This is a genomic window from Saprospiraceae bacterium (assembly GCA_016712145.1).
Lineage (GTDB): Bacteria > Bacteroidota > Bacteroidia > Chitinophagales > Saprospiraceae > Vicinibacter.
This window is the reverse complement of record JADJRO010000001.1, coordinates 2354265-2370857: the sequence shown is the minus strand read 5'-3', so window position 1 is coordinate 2370857 and position 16593 is coordinate 2354265. Positions and strand designations below refer to the sequence as shown.

The 16593-nt window shown below is 35.4% G+C and carries 6 protein-coding genes; 3 read left to right on the top strand and 3 right to left on the bottom strand.

The features are described 5' to 3' along the window. Nucleotides 1-549 precede the first annotated feature (549 nt). The 3 genes from IPK91_09755 to IPK91_09745 are packed head-to-tail and all read right to left on the bottom strand — an operon-like array spanning nt 550 to nt 4385. On the bottom strand, nt 550-1704 hold the full coding sequence (locus IPK91_09755) for a T9SS type A sorting domain-containing protein (protein MBK8297541.1): 1155 nt from the start codon (nt 1702-1704) through the stop codon (nt 550-552). A gap of 42 nt (nt 1705-1746) precedes the next feature. After that, nucleotides 1747-3645 carry a tetratricopeptide repeat protein gene (locus IPK91_09750; protein ID MBK8297540.1) on the bottom strand — a complete coding sequence of 633 codons (1899 nt, stop codon included), beginning with the start codon at nt 3643-3645 and terminating at the stop codon, nt 1747-1749. Then, complete coding sequence (locus IPK91_09745) at nt 3642-4385, bottom strand: response regulator transcription factor (GenBank protein ID MBK8297539.1); 744 nt, start codon at nt 4383-4385, stop codon at nt 3642-3644. The genes IPK91_09750 and IPK91_09745 overlap by 4 nt, the downstream gene beginning before the upstream one ends. 256 nt (nt 4386-4641) lie before the next feature. Here IPK91_09745 and IPK91_09740 point away from each other — a divergent pair, with 256 nt between their 5' ends. The 3 genes from IPK91_09740 (at nt 4642) to ygiD (ending at nt 16549) form a co-directional block, all read left to right on the top strand. Then, a complete protein-coding gene (locus IPK91_09740; GenBank protein MBK8297538.1) occupies nt 4642-14262 on the top strand; it encodes a hypothetical protein in 9621 nt (3206 codons plus the stop codon). 1 nt (nt 14263) lies between these two features. After that, complete coding sequence (locus IPK91_09735; protein MBK8297537.1) at nt 14264-15229, top strand: hypothetical protein; 966 nt, start codon at nt 14264-14266, stop codon at nt 15227-15229. Nucleotides 15230-15664: 435 nt separating this feature from the next. Next, complete coding sequence (ygiD, locus tag IPK91_09730; protein MBK8297536.1) at nt 15665-16549, top strand: 4,5-DOPA dioxygenase extradiol; 885 nt, start codon at nt 15665-15667, stop codon at nt 16547-16549. Nucleotides 16550-16593: the final 44 nt, after the last annotated feature.

Sequence of the window (16593 nt, the reverse complement as noted above, 5' to 3'; positions counted from 1 at the left end):
AAATGACTATAAGCTATAATCTGTATATATAATTAATATTTTACAAAAGCAATAGAAATCTCTAGACCTTGAACCGGTCAATTATCTAAGTTGCTTCGAATGATTGTATCCTGATTGCATTGGCTTGTAACTAAATTACAAACGCAATTCATCCAATCTAATGTTGATCAGGAAATTTTTTGATTGGGTGCTGATTTTTTTATTAGGTGATCTTCATAAATCGTATTACCTATATTCCATTGCGGATAAAAAAAATCAGCTGAAATAAACTGGCGGAATAGATTGTTCTGGTATCATAGCTATACTATTTTCATAATGAAATAATCAAATGGTCCTATTTCGAAAGCTATGTGACGATATAATATCTAATTATCCTATTGAAATGCTTTCTAGTACAAATGTTGAAAAAAAAAAAAAAACATCTCCAAATTTTTAGGCAATTATTTTTTGAAAAAGTCAAACTTTAACATATTTCGGGAAAATTAATATGATAATTATTTGGTAAAATAGCGAGTTAAAATAAATACAGACAAAAGACAGCAAAACAACTTATTCCACCTTCAAAACTCGTTTCACAATAAAGCGATTCATTTTTTTTGAATAGGCTCTTATAAAATAAATTCCATTGACTAAATGTTCGATTGGAATTAGAGTTCGCATTTTATCTAGACGGGTTTGTAACAGGATGCTGCCCAAAGCATCGTATAAAATAAGTTGGTCCGGATGATCCGGATTTATTTTGGGAATGAGTATTTCTAAAAAACGTTGTGCCGGATTGGGAAATACAGCGAATTCAATTTCAGAATCTGATTCCTCGATTTTTGTAGGTTCCAATTTCATCTCGTAGAGATTGCCACCGATGCGCAGGGTGCTAAAATATTCGTCAGTTAAATACCAGGTATTTTCTTTAGCATAGCAGATTCCTTCTTTTTGGGAGTAGGTCGTCAAGGTAATTAAACTGTTTTTTCCACTAAAAAACCGACTGCCATCAAATCCTGAAAATTTCCAGAGGCGGTCGTGGGACAATAAAATTAACTCTGTATCAATCGGATTGAATGCTGCACCGGTTATCCAAAAAAATAGATCCGGACCATCACCGGTTTTGAAACTATCCGCTGGATTCACTGCGTAGGTTCCAGGAATAGCTGGAATTTTATATTGGTAGGTATAGCCTGTAAATGGATCGGTTCTGTTTTTTGAAAATAAATGCAGCGTATCCTGATACCAAACCATGGCTTCCATATCAAAATTGCGGTAGGCCGCAGCCGGAGGAAATGCGGTTTGATTATTATAGTTAAATTGAATCAGCTCCGGACGAATGCTGTCACTTGAATTGTTTGCTATTGCGCGTAAGATGTAAATTTTTAAATCTTGCCTGCTGTTGTTGTTATTGCCAAAATCTCCCAGATAAATGTTACCTTGATAGTCGGTGGTTATTTCTTCCCAGTCGGTCTTAGAAACACCTATGATTTTAACGGTCCTAAGAATCTTGCAATTGAGATCGATTTCATAAAGTTCGGCGGGACTGCTGTTGTCAACCTGTGTCCAAAATGTTTGCCCTTCATTGAGCGTAAGGATTCCCGAACTGTGTTGGAGTTTGCTTTCTAAAATGCATTTTAATGTCCAGGAGGTAGTTTGTGATTTTAAGCTCAATGACAAGATCATCAACAATAAAATACTATTTATTCGGATTAAATGCTGCATGTTAAAATTTTACATTTTCCATTTAATTTGATGAATAGTTATTTAGACGTCCTGAGTTTCTTTCCAAAAAACAATAAACTTACTTCCAATTCCTAATTGACTTTCAATAAGTAATTGTGCATTAATTTTTTTGAGCATTTGCATCACTAAAAACAAACCCAAGCCACTGCCTTTTTCGCCCTTGGTACCAAGGGTGGAATCATTGGTACTGCTTAAAATAGCTTGAATTTGATCGCTACTGAGTCCTTGTCCGAAATCCTGCACGATCAATTGAATTCCCTGTTCATTTTGATTGCTTTCAAGAATGATAGCCTGTTTTTCTTTACTAAACTTAATCGCATTGGTAATTAAATTTCTGAGTACAATGGATAAAACATCTGAATTACTGGGAAAAACTATGGCTTGAATTCGTTGGATGATTTCAATTTCCTTTTGTTTTGCTTGAACACTTAAAATGTTTACCACATCTGAAACACATTCATCCAAGGCAATTGGAACCAGGGGTGTTTCAACATTTTTCAGTTGTAGGTTTGCCCAGGTCAATAAATTATCCAATAAATCGCCGGTTTGATTTACGGCTTCCATGGTTTGGTTTTTAAAAAGTATTTTTTTATCCGCACTGATGCTTTCATTATCCGATAGCATCAAATAACTTCTTAATGTAATCAAAGGATTTCGCAAATCATGGCTTATGATGCCAAACAGGCGATCTTTAATATGATTTAATTGTTGCAGTTCGGTTTTTTGATTTTCAATAAGGGTGTTTTTAATTTCTAAATCTTGATTCTTTTTTTGAATTTTTCGGTAATAGTAAAATAATCCGGATAATAAGATAAGGGCGAATCCAGAAAAAAGCAATGAAAGATTGCGGTTATTTTTTTGTTTAATGACTTCCAGATTCTTTTTGGTGATTAGTTTATCTTTTTTCTCTAATTGGTAATCTGTTTCTAATTGATTCAACTGATTTTGTTTATCGGAATTAAACAGGCTGTCTTTTATGTTGTAATATTTAGTGAGATATTGAATTTGTAAACCATATTCTTTTTTTAAGCCATACATCTCTGCAAGGTTTCTGTAATTTTCTATTTCAAGTAATACATCATGCTTGTCTCTAGACTGGGATATGCTTTTCTGGAAATATAAATTTGCCGAATCAAATTGATGTTTTGCACTATATATACAGGCCAGATTATTGTAAATGCCTGCAAGTAGAAAATCTAAGTCACCTGATATTTTAAGTAAATTTAATGCACTATCAATATAGTGATGAGCCTCATCCAACTTACCCATTTTTTTATACACCAATCCAATATTGGATAAGGAATTTGGAATGGAATAGTTATCATTGTTTAATAGTGCAGCGAGTCGATTTGACTCCTTAATACATATAATAGCAGAGTCATATTTAGCTTGTCTGTAATAGAAGTTCCCTTTTTCCTGAAAGTAATAATTTAATTCAAAGGTGTCTTGTGTTTGATCTATTAACAATTTAGTTTTTTCAAAATATTCATGTGCTTTAGTGTAATATGAATATTCTGTGTATAAATAGGCAATGTCGATATAGGTTTTCGTAAGCCTACGTTTAAAATTTAGTTCTTCATAGAGTCTTACTGCTTTTAAATAGTTTTCAAGAGACAAATCAAAATTTCCTTTAGTTAAAAAGCAACTGCCAAGAATATAGTAACTGGAGGCTATTTGGGATTTATTATTTAGTTTTTCTGCCAGATATTTAGACCTTTCATAATAATCGATTGCTTTATTTAGATTCAAGTTAATATAGTAATCAGCTATAGCCTGATTGATGGATAACTGATTGGAATCAATCTGCTCGTCATTTAACAATTTAAATAGACTATCAATGGCTTGATTTTCCTGAGCACAAACACAATTTAAATAAAGGGCAAGCGCAAGAAAAACTACTAATTTTTTTATCAATTTCATAAAAAGCGCTTTATTGCATTATTGCCAAGGACAGCTTGCAGCACGCTGTCTGAGTAGGACTTTCCAATGAGCAACTTAATTTTACCAAGACTAAGCATGCTAGGATCCAGCGATGTTATTTTTTGGATGTTAACGATATGGGTTCGGGATATGCGTATAAACGAACTGGCAGGTAATTGCATTTCCAGGTTTTTCAAACTTACCAGAGCAGTTTTTTTTGTTCCATCCAATAAAAAAATACTGACAAAATCTGCTAGGGACTCAATGTAATTTACATCTGTAAAATGAATTCGTACAAATGCACTTTTTTCCCGGATAAAAAAGCTATCGCCATTTTCAATTTTTAAAGCTTCTTGATTTGTAATACTTCGCTTTAAATCCAATAGATTGCGCACTTTATCAATAGCCTTAATTAAACGTTCAGCTTGAATGGGTTTCGTCAGAAAATCTACCGCATCCACTTCAAAGGCATCCACAGCATATTGTTTATGAGAGCTAATAAAAATCATTAAGGGAAGCTGACTCATACTTTTAGCCAATTGCATCCCATTTAAATTGGGCATTTCAACATCGCTGATCACTAAATCAGGGTGTGTGTTTTGAATTCCAGCAATAGCAGACAATCCATCATTAAATTCACCGAGACATTCAAGGTCTGGGATTAAATTCAAATACTGAAGCGTAAGCGTTCGGAATAGATCGTCGTCATCGGCAATAATGTATCGGATTCGATTAGGCATATACTTAGGTAAAAGTATTCAATTTTCAGGACCGAAATATAAGTTTTTTCAATGAACCGAGGGTATTAAAATATAGTTAAAATACACATTATCAATTGATTAGATATAATTTTAAAACTGACCAATTCCTTCTACCGCAAATAATTAGTTCTTCTACCTACAAAGTAGATTGATCGACTTATTGGTTTCATACATCTACTTTGACCTGAGATTGAGGAAAGCTTAAAATAGTTTTGAATTCAAATCTGTAAAAATTATGAAACTTCGATTAAATGCCACAATTTCAATTTGGATGTTTTGCGTTGCTTATTTATTAAATATCCATACAGCAAAAGCAGATCCTTATTCTGAGTCAAACTGGAGAGTCACTTACGATAATTGCAGTGCAACCATAACTATAAAATTTTGGATTTTAGATGGCCGGGGAGAGGATGATTATTTTTATTACATGTCCGTTTACTATTATGATAAAAACAATGTACGGCAAAGAATTTTTAAATTACAAGATGGACCTAAATCTTCATGTTCTTTTTGTGAATCTGAATTTACCAGAGATGGTGGGACCCAAAATAGAACGTTTGCATACATTACGGATGTAGGAAATCCATCATTTTCTGTAACGGACGTATCAGGATTAGACAATGTTTATGAAGGGACATTAACTTTAAGAAATTTTGATTTAAACTTGGTGGGAGGAAGCATTGACCTTCAAATGACGGGGCTGTGGTTTAATAACGATGCAGGAAATAATGACACCAATGTAGATTATACAAAAACCATAAATTCTACCACAACCATACCAGCCAGAAGCAATTTAACAAACACATTTGATTGCAATTCCATTACACTCAATTGGACCAACCCAAGTTGGGATTGCAGTTCCCCAGCTAGCAGTTGGAAGACTAAAATATACAGAACAGATGACCTGGGCAATTCTAAATATTATGAATTGTTTGGTAGTGCGAATCCAAACAATCAATTTACAGATGTTGATGTGGTTACAGGTCGTTTATATAGTTATTCATTAAAAACCGGTTGGTTTCCAGGGTATTCAAGGGAGGTGATTTCTGATGTATCCAATACAATAACAACGCATGTAACTGATCTTCCGTTAGCGCCTGTAAATTTACATATTGAGAGCAATCCTGTACCCTGTGATTCTTTAATTGGAATTAGCTGGGATCAACCCGATATCCAGCCAGAGGAATATTATATTTCGAAAAGACGATCTCGACCAAGTTTTAGTTTTTGGACGGTGATTGATACTATTGATGGTTCATTAACCAGTTATCTGGATTCTGTAGATGTGTTATCAAATAAAACTTACCAGTATAAGATTCAAGCAGTTTCAGATTGCGGTGCGTCAAGCTATTCAAATACAGTAACTGGAACTGGCGTTTTTGAACCTCAGATTCCTGGTAATTTTACAGCAATACCAGATGGGAATCGGATTTTACTCAGCTGGAATGACAATAATTCAAATGAAACAGAGTATGTAATTGAAAGGACGGGTGGAGTGAGCAAGACCATTACCCTGCCAGCAGATTCAGAAACTTATATAGATGTTGATGTAACATATTGCCAAGCCTATCATTATACGCTTCGCGCCAATAACTCTTGTTTTAAAGCAAGTGCTTTCAGGGCTTCAGCAGATACCATTTTAACCTATGATGTTTCAGCAGTGTTCAATGATCAAACATTTAGCGCTTCTAAAGGTTATTTTTCAGACAAAGTAGTACTGGAATGGTCCTATAATTTTGGAGCAGATCTTAGTGGATTGCGGATTTTTAGAAGAAGGTTACAGGATACCGGATTTATACAAATTGCAAATGAACAAAGTGGTTCTAATGTTTATGTAGATGTGTTTGCAGAAGCCGGGCAATTGTATGAATACAAGATTTTTGGTGAATTGGATTGTGGAAATCAAATCTATATAACTAATGAAGCCACTTCCATTGGATTCAGAACTCGCACCGGAACCATTACGGGCCAAGTCAGCTATGGCGGCGGTATTGCTGTAAAAGATGTTCAGATCAATGCATCATCAACTTCAGGTATCACAAATAAGAGTATAGATTTTACATCTGGAACCATTGTAATTGCTCCGCAGGATAATTTAAATTTGGATACTGCCTTTTTGTTCGAATGTTTTATACAACCAGAAAGTTATGCAAATGCAATGACAATCATTGAAAAACAAAACAATTATAAATTAAGGATCAACCTTAATAATAATTTGGATTTTACAATTTATGATGCTAACACGAGTTACAATTTTGTTTTAAGTGCTACGAATATTCCACGGAATATTTTCAGTCATATTGCTGTACAAGTAAAATCAGATACAGTTCGTTTTTACGTCAATGGCATTGAACGAAAGGTTTCCGCAATTGCTGTGACTGGGGGTGGTGAATTTTATTTTAGAAATACAAGTGACAGTATTGTTATCGGTTCTGGTTTTGACGGTAAACTAGCAGAACTTCGTTTATGGAATATTGGAAAGTCAGCTACACAAATTGTACAAGACAGCAGACGCTTTTTGTCAGGTAGTGAAACGGGATTGCTAATTTATTACAGAACCATTGAAGGAATTGGAAATGCTGTTTATGATTTTTCTAAGCAAGCTCTTGAATTTAATAAGAATCACGGGATCTTTCGTGGATCAGGAATTGGTTGGACAGATGCATATCCTACTTCCAGTCAACTATCCTTGCTGGCTTACACTGATGAAATTGGAAATTATATTTTGAATACCCCGTTTCAAGGTTCAGGTGAAGTTTTTATTGTGTCTCCAAGTTATTTAACGCACACCTTTAATCCTTCTTCTTCTGCTTTGTTTATTGGCGATGGAGCAACCATACACAACAACATTAATTTTACAGACCTTTCATCATTTACAGTAACTGGAGATGTGTATTATAAGAATTCCAGTTGTGGCGTTGCAGATGCACCCATATTAATTGATGGGGTTCCTTTAATTGTCAATGGGGCTGTAGCCAAAACAGATCCAACAGGCTCTTTTTCAATTCAAGTTCCAATTGGAAATCACTTCATAGAAGTCAGACAAGAAGGACATGTATATGTAAACAGTCGATTTCCTAGTTCGGGTAGCTATAATTTTCAAGCTGCTTTAAGCGGAATTCATTTTATTGATTCCACCTTACTCAAAGTGGTAGGAAGAGTTGTTGGTGGTTTGCGGGAAGCTGCAAAATTTCCTGGTTTGGGGAAATCAAAAAACAATATTAGGGTTTCAAAACTTATTTTTATTTCTCAATTAGGATCTGGTTGTCGAAAGGACACCGTATTTACCAATTCAAGCACCGGTGAATATACGTTGTGGTTGCCTCCTTTAAAATATGTAGTTTCAGTCACTGTACCCAGTAATCCGCTTGTTAATTTTGGTGTAATCGATTTACTGGATTTAAGTTCAGCAACAAATCTAATTAGTAAAATAGACTCTACTTTTGATATTAATGGCAATTTTTTGATCAATAGCCCATCCATAAGCTTCCACAAACAATTGGATTTTATTTGGCGGGAAAAATCAGTAGTAAGTGTTGTTGATAAAGATGGTAGCAGCAGTTTTATTGGAGAGGACAGCTATACTGACACTTATGGGAATACCAGAAACCTACGAACCAATCCTTACTTTTGGCCTGTTTTTCTACAGGGTGATGATGAGCAATTGTATCGTTGTTTAATAAAAATCTATGAGCCTTATAAAAATTATACAACTTCCATAACAGATAGTGTACCGACAACTGAAGGAACACTAAAAATTAGCAATGATCTTGCTGAAGAAAGTTTTGCAGAAATTAATGTCGCGGATTTTGCAAGTCTGGATTCCTTTAGAAATTTAATTTATACGTTTAAACCTGGATTCCCAAATTTTAGTGAAAATGTAGCGATTCCGGAATACAGTTTTACCGGCAAAATCGAAATGGTTTTGGAAACTGCCGCTGGTACCATAGCATGGTTGCCTGCTGCCAATAAAGTATTTAGTATTCCAAATACAAATACAGGCGTATACCATTATTATTTATTGGGTAAGCGATCCAATGGACAACAATTTGTAACCTTGGGTCCACAAGTACCAGAATATGTGTTGAGAGATCCACCGGGAACAGCAAGTACTGCAAGTCGAAGTATTGGAACAACCAAAGTTGATAAAACCAGTTGGTCCTGGAACTTAGGTGAAGAAGCCCACACTTCTGATCAAATTTATACAGGAGTAAAAGTAAGTGTTGGGGTAGGCGTAGAAGTTGATAATGAAACAGAGAACAACCTCACTGCAGGATTTAAAGCTAAAATTAGTGGTGGAAGAACTGGGTCACAAACCATTGAAACAACCAATACAAACTCCTGGTCAACCTATGGAGAAACAGGAATCCCTCCGGGCGCAAGCAGTGATTTATACATTGGTAAATCTCAAAATGTGCAATTTGGAGTAAGTGAAGAATTAGTAATTATTTCAGATCAATTATGTGATACGATACCCTGTCTAGCAGGTAAAAAACCAGCAACCAATTTATCATTTGCAAAAAAATATGGATTGTCTATTGTTCCGGGAGGATACAGCACCCAATTTATGTTTAATGAATATGATATTAAAAATTTGATTATTCCTAATCTGATTAGTTTGCGAAATAAAATATTACAAACCAATCCAAAATATACCAGCAAACTTTCAGTAAATGATGAAAATTATGGAAAAAATAATGATGACCCTGTTTTTGGCGCAGCTGCATCAACCTATACGCCACGAACCGGAGATTTTGAAGATTATGATGGACCTAGTTATAAACTTTTTGTAAATGCAAATCCGAGCTATTTGGATTTAATGAATACAGTGGACTCTGTTAGATATGTAAATAATCAAGTGTATCAATGGGAACAAGCAATCTATCTCAACGAATGGGAAAAAGTAAATATTGGAAATAAGGATACCATTGAGGCCTATAGACAAAAGGAGTTGTCTGATTTGGATAAACAATATGCGGGTATTATTATTGCTTATGCTGCGTTATCTATTGCATCAGCAACTGCAATATATTATTCTTACGGAGCCATAGCAGTTCCAATTGTTGGCTCTGCCTTTCTTGGATATGCAACGTTTGCCGCAACTACTGCATTTGGAATTGGAGAGGCAGAAGTTATTGATGAGTATTTAGAATATAAAGCAAAAAGAAATCGCATTGTTGAGAAATTTGAGAGCTTGGGCAGTCCAGCAAATTTTACATTTACCGGTGGAACCACTTACGAATCAGAAGTTTCTCATAGTACCGCTGTAGAGCATGGTTCAAGTATTGAATATGAATTGACTGCAGAGTTGGGTTTTGAAATATCAGGTAAAATCAATAACAATGGAGTTGGTATTGAAAAAGGTTTAGAAATCAGTTTTACAAATTCTCATGAATGGGCTTTGGAAGAAAGCGAAACGGAAACGGTGACATTCAATTTAAACGATCCGGATATCGGTGATTTGTACTCCGTAGATGTTTATCCTTCAATATTGGGTTGGGGACCTGTTTTTAAAAATAAACCGGGTTGCGCTACAGCCTGCCCTTTTGAAGATGAGACCGTTACAGAATATTATATGCCCGGAACAGTGGTTAGTCCACGAACGCTGCAAATTGATAAACCTAAAATGGAGGTAAGTCCTTATTTAATTACTAATGTGCCAGTGGATGAAGCCGCAGTATTTAATCTAACGATTTCTAATGAATCTGAAATTGGATACATCATGCCGTATGATATCAGTGTTGCCAGTGAAACCAATCCTTTTGGAGCGATTGTAAGAATTGACGGTCTGCCTGGTGCATCGGTTATTGTAGCGGGCGGAACATCTATCAATAAGGTTTTAACCATTGAAAAAGGGCCTGGTCCGGTTTATAATTATGATAATATATTGGTTTTGGTGCATTCACAATGTCAGTTTACGAGGGGAGCTGGATTTATTTCTGATATTGTCGATTCTGTTTATGTTTCTGCACATTTTCTGCCTTCATGTACCAAAGTGCGAATTGCAAATCCAGATAATCAATGGGTATTAAATAACAGTTTTAACGATACCCTTCCAATATCCATCGTTGATTACAATGTAAATTATTTTGATTTGGAAAATTTGCGTTTGGATTACAAACCATCGAGTTCAGCAAAATGGATTGGATTGCAAAGATTTCATGCTGATACCAATGGCTTAATGGATCCCAACGCGGTGCCTATACCACGCGATAAGCCATTTTCATTTTACGAATGGGATGTTAAGCAATTGTCAGACGGTGCGTACGACCTTCGAGTGACTTCTGATTGCGAATTGTCCGAACTAAATTCTGAAATTCATTCCGGAATTATCGACCGGATCAATCCGCATGCATTTGGACATCCATCGCCAGCGGATGGAATCTTATCACCCAATGATGAAATCAGTATTAAATTTAATGAACCCATTGATTTAGGGTCTATTAGTTCTGGTGTAAATTTTGATATCCGCGGTGTATTAAATGGTGGCCCGGTTGAACATGCAACTTCTTTGAGTTTTGATGGCGTGGATGATTTTCTCGAATTGCCGGATGGAATTGCTTTGGATCGACGAGATTTTACCATAGAATTTAGTTTTAAAAGGGATTCTTTTGGTGAGCAAACACTATTTAGTCAAGGTGCTGTTGCAGGCGAACAAATTTATTTAGGGTTTAGCTCCAATCATAAATTGATTTTTAAAATAAATGGGACATCAGTCAGCTCAACAAAATCATTCAATGACAATATTTGGCATACGGTAGCTATTAGTTACAAATACCTTGCTGAAACTGTTGAAATGTTTTTAGCAGATGAGCAAACCACTGCCAGTTTAATTAATATAGGGGCAACCAGCATTCAACCTGATTATATTGGTGGCAATACAAAAGCCTTGTTTGGTAAAAATTCAGCAACAGCTACACAATTTTTAAATGGAAATTTACATGAAGTCAGGATTTGGACGACCGCGAGAAGTTTATCTCAGTTTTCTATTTATAAATCCAAATTATTAAGTGGAAATGAAGCCGGATTGCTTTACAATTGGAGAATGGACGAGGCAACGGGTTCAACAACCATTGATATAGCAAAAGGAAGAGAAGCGCTCATTAAAGCAGCTACCTGGCAAATTACTCCATCCGGTAAATCAGCTGATTTTAAAGCTGCCAATTCAAATTATTTAAAAGCAAGTACCGGAAATATTGTAATTACAGACGAAATGGATTTTACCACTGAATTTTGGTTTAAATCCGGTCAAACGGGAAATGCATGTTTCTTATCGAATGGTACCGGGACCGGATTGAGTTCTGATTCATTGCAATCCTGGAATATCGATAAAGTAGATAGCCTTATTCATATCAAGCACAATAAAATAGATTTTACTGCAACGACTAAAAATTATTTTGACAACAACTGGCATCATTTTGCAATGGTTTTAAAACGCAATGGAAACTTGAGTGTTTACGTGGATGGTTTATTTGAAAATTCTATTTCAAGTGATGGATTTCGTGAATGGAGTGGTTCCAATATGTGGATTGGAGCGAGAGGATTTAAAATAGCAACTCAAGATAATGTAAGCAATCATTACAATGGTTTACTAGATGAATTCCGTTTCTGGAATGTGGCCCGGAGCTATGAGCAAATAAAACGGGATAAACAAAACAGAATGATAGGCGATGAATCCGGATTGCAATTTTATTTGCCATTCGAACATTACAGCACAGATGCTAGTGGTATAAAAATACTGACAGGTGTCATAGCAGATCAAATCAGTGCACCACACACCATTGATTCCATTAAAGCCAGTTTGTCGAATGCCACACCAACCATTAAGCTACAAAGACCTGTAGAACAAATTGCTTTTAATTATTCTGTCAATAATGATCAAATTATTCTTACGCCCATAACAGCAGCGGAATTAATTGAAAACGTAACCTTGGATGTTACGGTTCAGGGTATTCATGATTTGCATGGCAATACCATGCAATCACCTGTTAGTTGGATTGCTTATATTGATAAGAATCAAGTGGTATGGCAAGATGAATTGTTAAAGTACAGCATTCTAAAAGGCGAGACCTTGAGTTTTAAATCGGGAATTTACAATCGCGGAGGTGCTGCAAAAAAGTTTAATATATTGGATCTTCCTTCCTGGTTGAGTGTCAGTCCAAGTTCAGGTGTTATAGCACCAAACAGTTTTGTTGAAGTAATTTTTACTGTTAATTCATCTATAAATTTAGGTACGTATGCTGTTGGAGTTAGCTTGTTGACTGATTTTAATTACCGCGAAAAATTAAATATTGAGTTGGATGTAAAAGCAATTGAACCCAATTGGACTGTAAATCCGGCTGCTTATGATAATACCATGAATATTATCGGAACTATAAAAATAAATGGTATATTTTCTGCGGATGTAAGGGATAAAGTGGTGGCTTATGTTGGTTCCGAAGTTCGTGGGGTTGCAAACTTGGAGTACGTTTCAAAATTAGATGCATACCGTGTATTTTTAAATATCTACAACTCAACAGGTAATCCGGTTTTGACTTTTAAAATCTGGGATGCCTCAACTGGTAAAGTTTATAGCGATGTAGTAGGAAATGGAATTACGTTTACTTCTGATTCTGTGAGAGGAAGTTTTTCAAATCCGGTAGTCTTTGAATCTGGAACAATTGTCAGTTTGGAAATTCCGGTATTTAATGGTTGGAATTGGATTTGTTTTTATCTTGACAATATTGCGACAACAACGGATGGAGTATTAGAAAGTGTTGCGGAAAAGGATGCAAGCATTAAAAATTTAACCGAATCCAATACGCACAATGGTTCTACCTGGAGTGGAAATAAAATTAATGGATTTTATCCAACCCAGTTGTGGAAATTAAAGAAGCTTACAAATGACACTTTGATATTAAGAGGCACCGTTGTAAATCCTACTACGCGACCTGTAACTATAAATTCAGGTTGGAGCTGGATTGGTTTTATCTCATTAAGAAGTCAGGAAATCAATCAAGCACTGGCCAACTTAATACCTGCGACTGGTGACATCATTAAAGGCAAATACAATTTTGCAGTTTACAATGGCAGCGGAACAGGTTGGTTAGGTAGTTTAAAAACCATGGTTCCTGGCGAAGGATATATGTATAAATCCAAAAGCAATGGTCCCAGGACCTTTACATATCCTATTGCAGGCATGTTTGAAAATTTTGATGATTTAGTGGTGCGGACAAATGAAGAGGACTTATGGCAGGTCAATCATCAAAAATTCAATAATAATATGACGGCAATTGCTACCTTAAATACCAGTTGTCAGGATTTAATTCATGAGAATGGATTTGGGATTGGAATCCTTGATGCAACTGGAAACTGGAGGGCTAAGGCTACATTGGAAACAGAGGCACAACAGGAAATTGCATATTTAACCATTGCTGGAGATGAATCTGAAAAACTGCACTACAAATTAATTCATCCTGCAAAGAACTTGCAGTTTGATTTAAATTCAACTTGTCAGTTCATTGCAAATGAACATATTGGAAGTGTCAATTTTCCCTTTGTACTTAAAATGGATGAATCTATTTGCAAGAACATCAAGTATAGTGATGAAGTTTACAACGAACGTTATGAAGTGTTTCCACAAGTTTTTCAGGATGTTGTTCATATAGAATATACAGCGGAAGCAGCTGAAACGAATGCAACTATTCGAATTACAGATATCTTGGGTCAAGAGATCCTGCAATACAGATTAAATTTGGAGAAAGGGTTTAATGAATTATTGGTTGATGCAGAGCAAATTCAAATCCCTGGTAGCTATTTTATTAGTTTGGTTACACAACAAAAGCAATTTACTAAACTAATTCAAAAAGTAAATTAATATGAAGGCAATTGATTGTTTTAATTTGGGTATTGCGATAGTAATAATCATTGGCTTTACCAATGTAAGCGGTTGGTCCCAACCTGATTGGAAGATTGATGCTTCAAGTTTTGAGTATAATATGAATGTTATTGGAGTAGGATATATTGAATGCGATGAGATCCGGGATTCAAATGATATGATTGCTGCATTTGTGGGTGATGAGCTAAGGGGAGTTCAGTATTTTAATGTGGAGAGCAATCAACGGATGTATGTATATATGTTTATTTATAGCAACCGGTATTCCGGTGATACCATTCAATTTAAAATGTACGATGCATCAAGAGACAGCATCTATGAAGTATCGTCCATTGTAGTATTTTCAGACAATTCAATTCTTGGTTCTGAACATGCACCTAAGGAATTTATAACAGGGTATCAGACTTTGCAAGTGGAGCCTGTTACCAATATCTTGTTACGTCAATCCAATGCAGGAGATCATGTTACAAAATTCATGGTTAAAAACGTATATGGGCAAGAACTAAGTGCAAGTTTTGAATGGATACATGATGCAGCCGGGATGGATAACCATTATTTTGAATTTGTTGGACAGGATCTATACATTCGCGAACGCATAGTTAATTTTCCGCTCAATGAAATCAGCATACACTTTAAAGTGTCCGTTCCAGGTAGTTGTGAGAAAAGTCAAATTGTACAATTTAATATCAATGATTTAACTTCATCGGAATATAATTTGGAGCAGATTTCAATTGAGGTTTTACCAAACCCAGTAGTTGAATTTTTTCAGGTGAAAAGTAATACCACATTTGATCAATTGTACTTATTAAATCCTATACATGGCAGTTTACAGGAAATCGAACTAAGCAAACAAATTGACGTGTCATCTTTTGCACAAGGTATTAATTATTTAGTCTTTAAGAAAGGAGCAAGATTTTGGAAAAAGTCTTTGTTGATCGTACCCAAATAGTAATTAATACGTAAAGAGTATTAATATTATTTGGGATTTATACTTCAAATAGTGTAAGCCATCCAAAATTTTACTTGCTGCTGATAAATTGTTGTAAATCTAAATTTAATTTATTTGGTTAAGGCAATTTGTTCATAGGATAAATTTAATGAATCAGCGATTCTAATTCAAGTTAATTTTTTTTTACTGATTGCATTTTTGTGGTATTCCAATGAGATAATTTTGGCCATAACTGTTAGTAGAGCGCTTATCGTTTTTCAAATAGGAAAATTGATAGGATTGAAATACAACAAGGAATAAATGGTCGTGTTAATAATTTATGGATTTAAATTTGGCATAAGAAGGCTTGGGAGGGGAGAACTTTGTATCATTTAAACTGTTATTACTGAGTATAGGATTTGACTATATGTATGTATAAGTGAGATTCAAATATATATGAGGCGAAAACGATTTTTGCAAGCGTTAACACTATTACCCATAGCAGGTGCAGTTATGAAACTAAGTGAATTATACAAGGCTTCTCAAGAATTGGACAACACAGAAAAAATGCCTGTATTGTTTTTAGGGCATGGAAGTCCGATGAACGCCATTGAAGAAAATGAATTTGTAAAAGGTTTTCGGAAAGTTGGTGCCAGTTTTCCAAAACCTAAAGCCGTTTTATGTATTTCTGCCCATTGGGAAACCAAAGGAACATTTGTGACGGCTATGGACAAGCCTGCCACCATTCACGATTTCGGCGGTTTTCCTCAAGCTTTATTTGACGTGCAATATCCAGCGCCTGGTAGTCCGGAGTTGGCACAACAAACCAAAGAAATAGTAAGCAAAACCCAAATTGGCTTGGATAACAAATGGGGATTGGATCATGGTGCCTGGAGCGTGATTAAACATTTGTATCCACAGGCAGACGTGCCGGTAATCCAAATGAGTTTGGATTATACACAAAATGGCCAGTATCATTATGATTTGTCAAAACAATTATCCAGTCTACGTCAAAAAGGAATTTTGATTCTTGGCAGTGGCAATATGGTTCATAATCTTGGAATGATTGCCTGGGACAAATTAAATTCGGACTCATATGCATTTGACTGGGCATTGGAAGCCAGCGATAAAATGAAAAACGCCCTTTTAAGTGGAAATCATCAAACACTGATTGATTTTCGTTCGCAAGGAAAATCATTTGATCTTGCCATTCCGACACCCGAGCATTATCTGCCTTTACTATATGCATTGGCTTTGCAAGATAAGACCGATTCGATCGAATTATTTAATGATAAGGCTGTTGCTGGTTCACTGACTATGACTTCTGTAAAAATAGGATGAAGAGGCTTCAATATTTTATAGACTTTTCATCCAATTTAAAAACC

Coding starts and splice junctions, on each gene's coding strand:
- IPK91_09740 (MBK8297538.1), top strand. CDS start 4,642: ATGAAACTTCGATTAAATGCCACAATTTCAATTTGGATGTTTTGCGTT.
- IPK91_09750 (MBK8297540.1), bottom strand. CDS start 3,645: ATGAAATTGATAAAAAAATTAGTAGTTTTTCTTGCGCTTGCCCTTTAT.
- IPK91_09755 (MBK8297541.1), bottom strand. CDS start 1,704: ATGCAGCATTTAATCCGAATAAATAGTATTTTATTGTTGATGATCTTG.
- ygiD (MBK8297536.1), top strand. CDS start 15,665: ATGAGGCGAAAACGATTTTTGCAAGCGTTAACACTATTACCCATAGCA.
- IPK91_09745 (MBK8297539.1), bottom strand. CDS start 4,385: ATGCCTAATCGAATCCGATACATTATTGCCGATGACGACGATCTATTC.
- IPK91_09735 (MBK8297537.1), top strand. CDS start 14,264: ATGAAGGCAATTGATTGTTTTAATTTGGGTATTGCGATAGTAATAATC.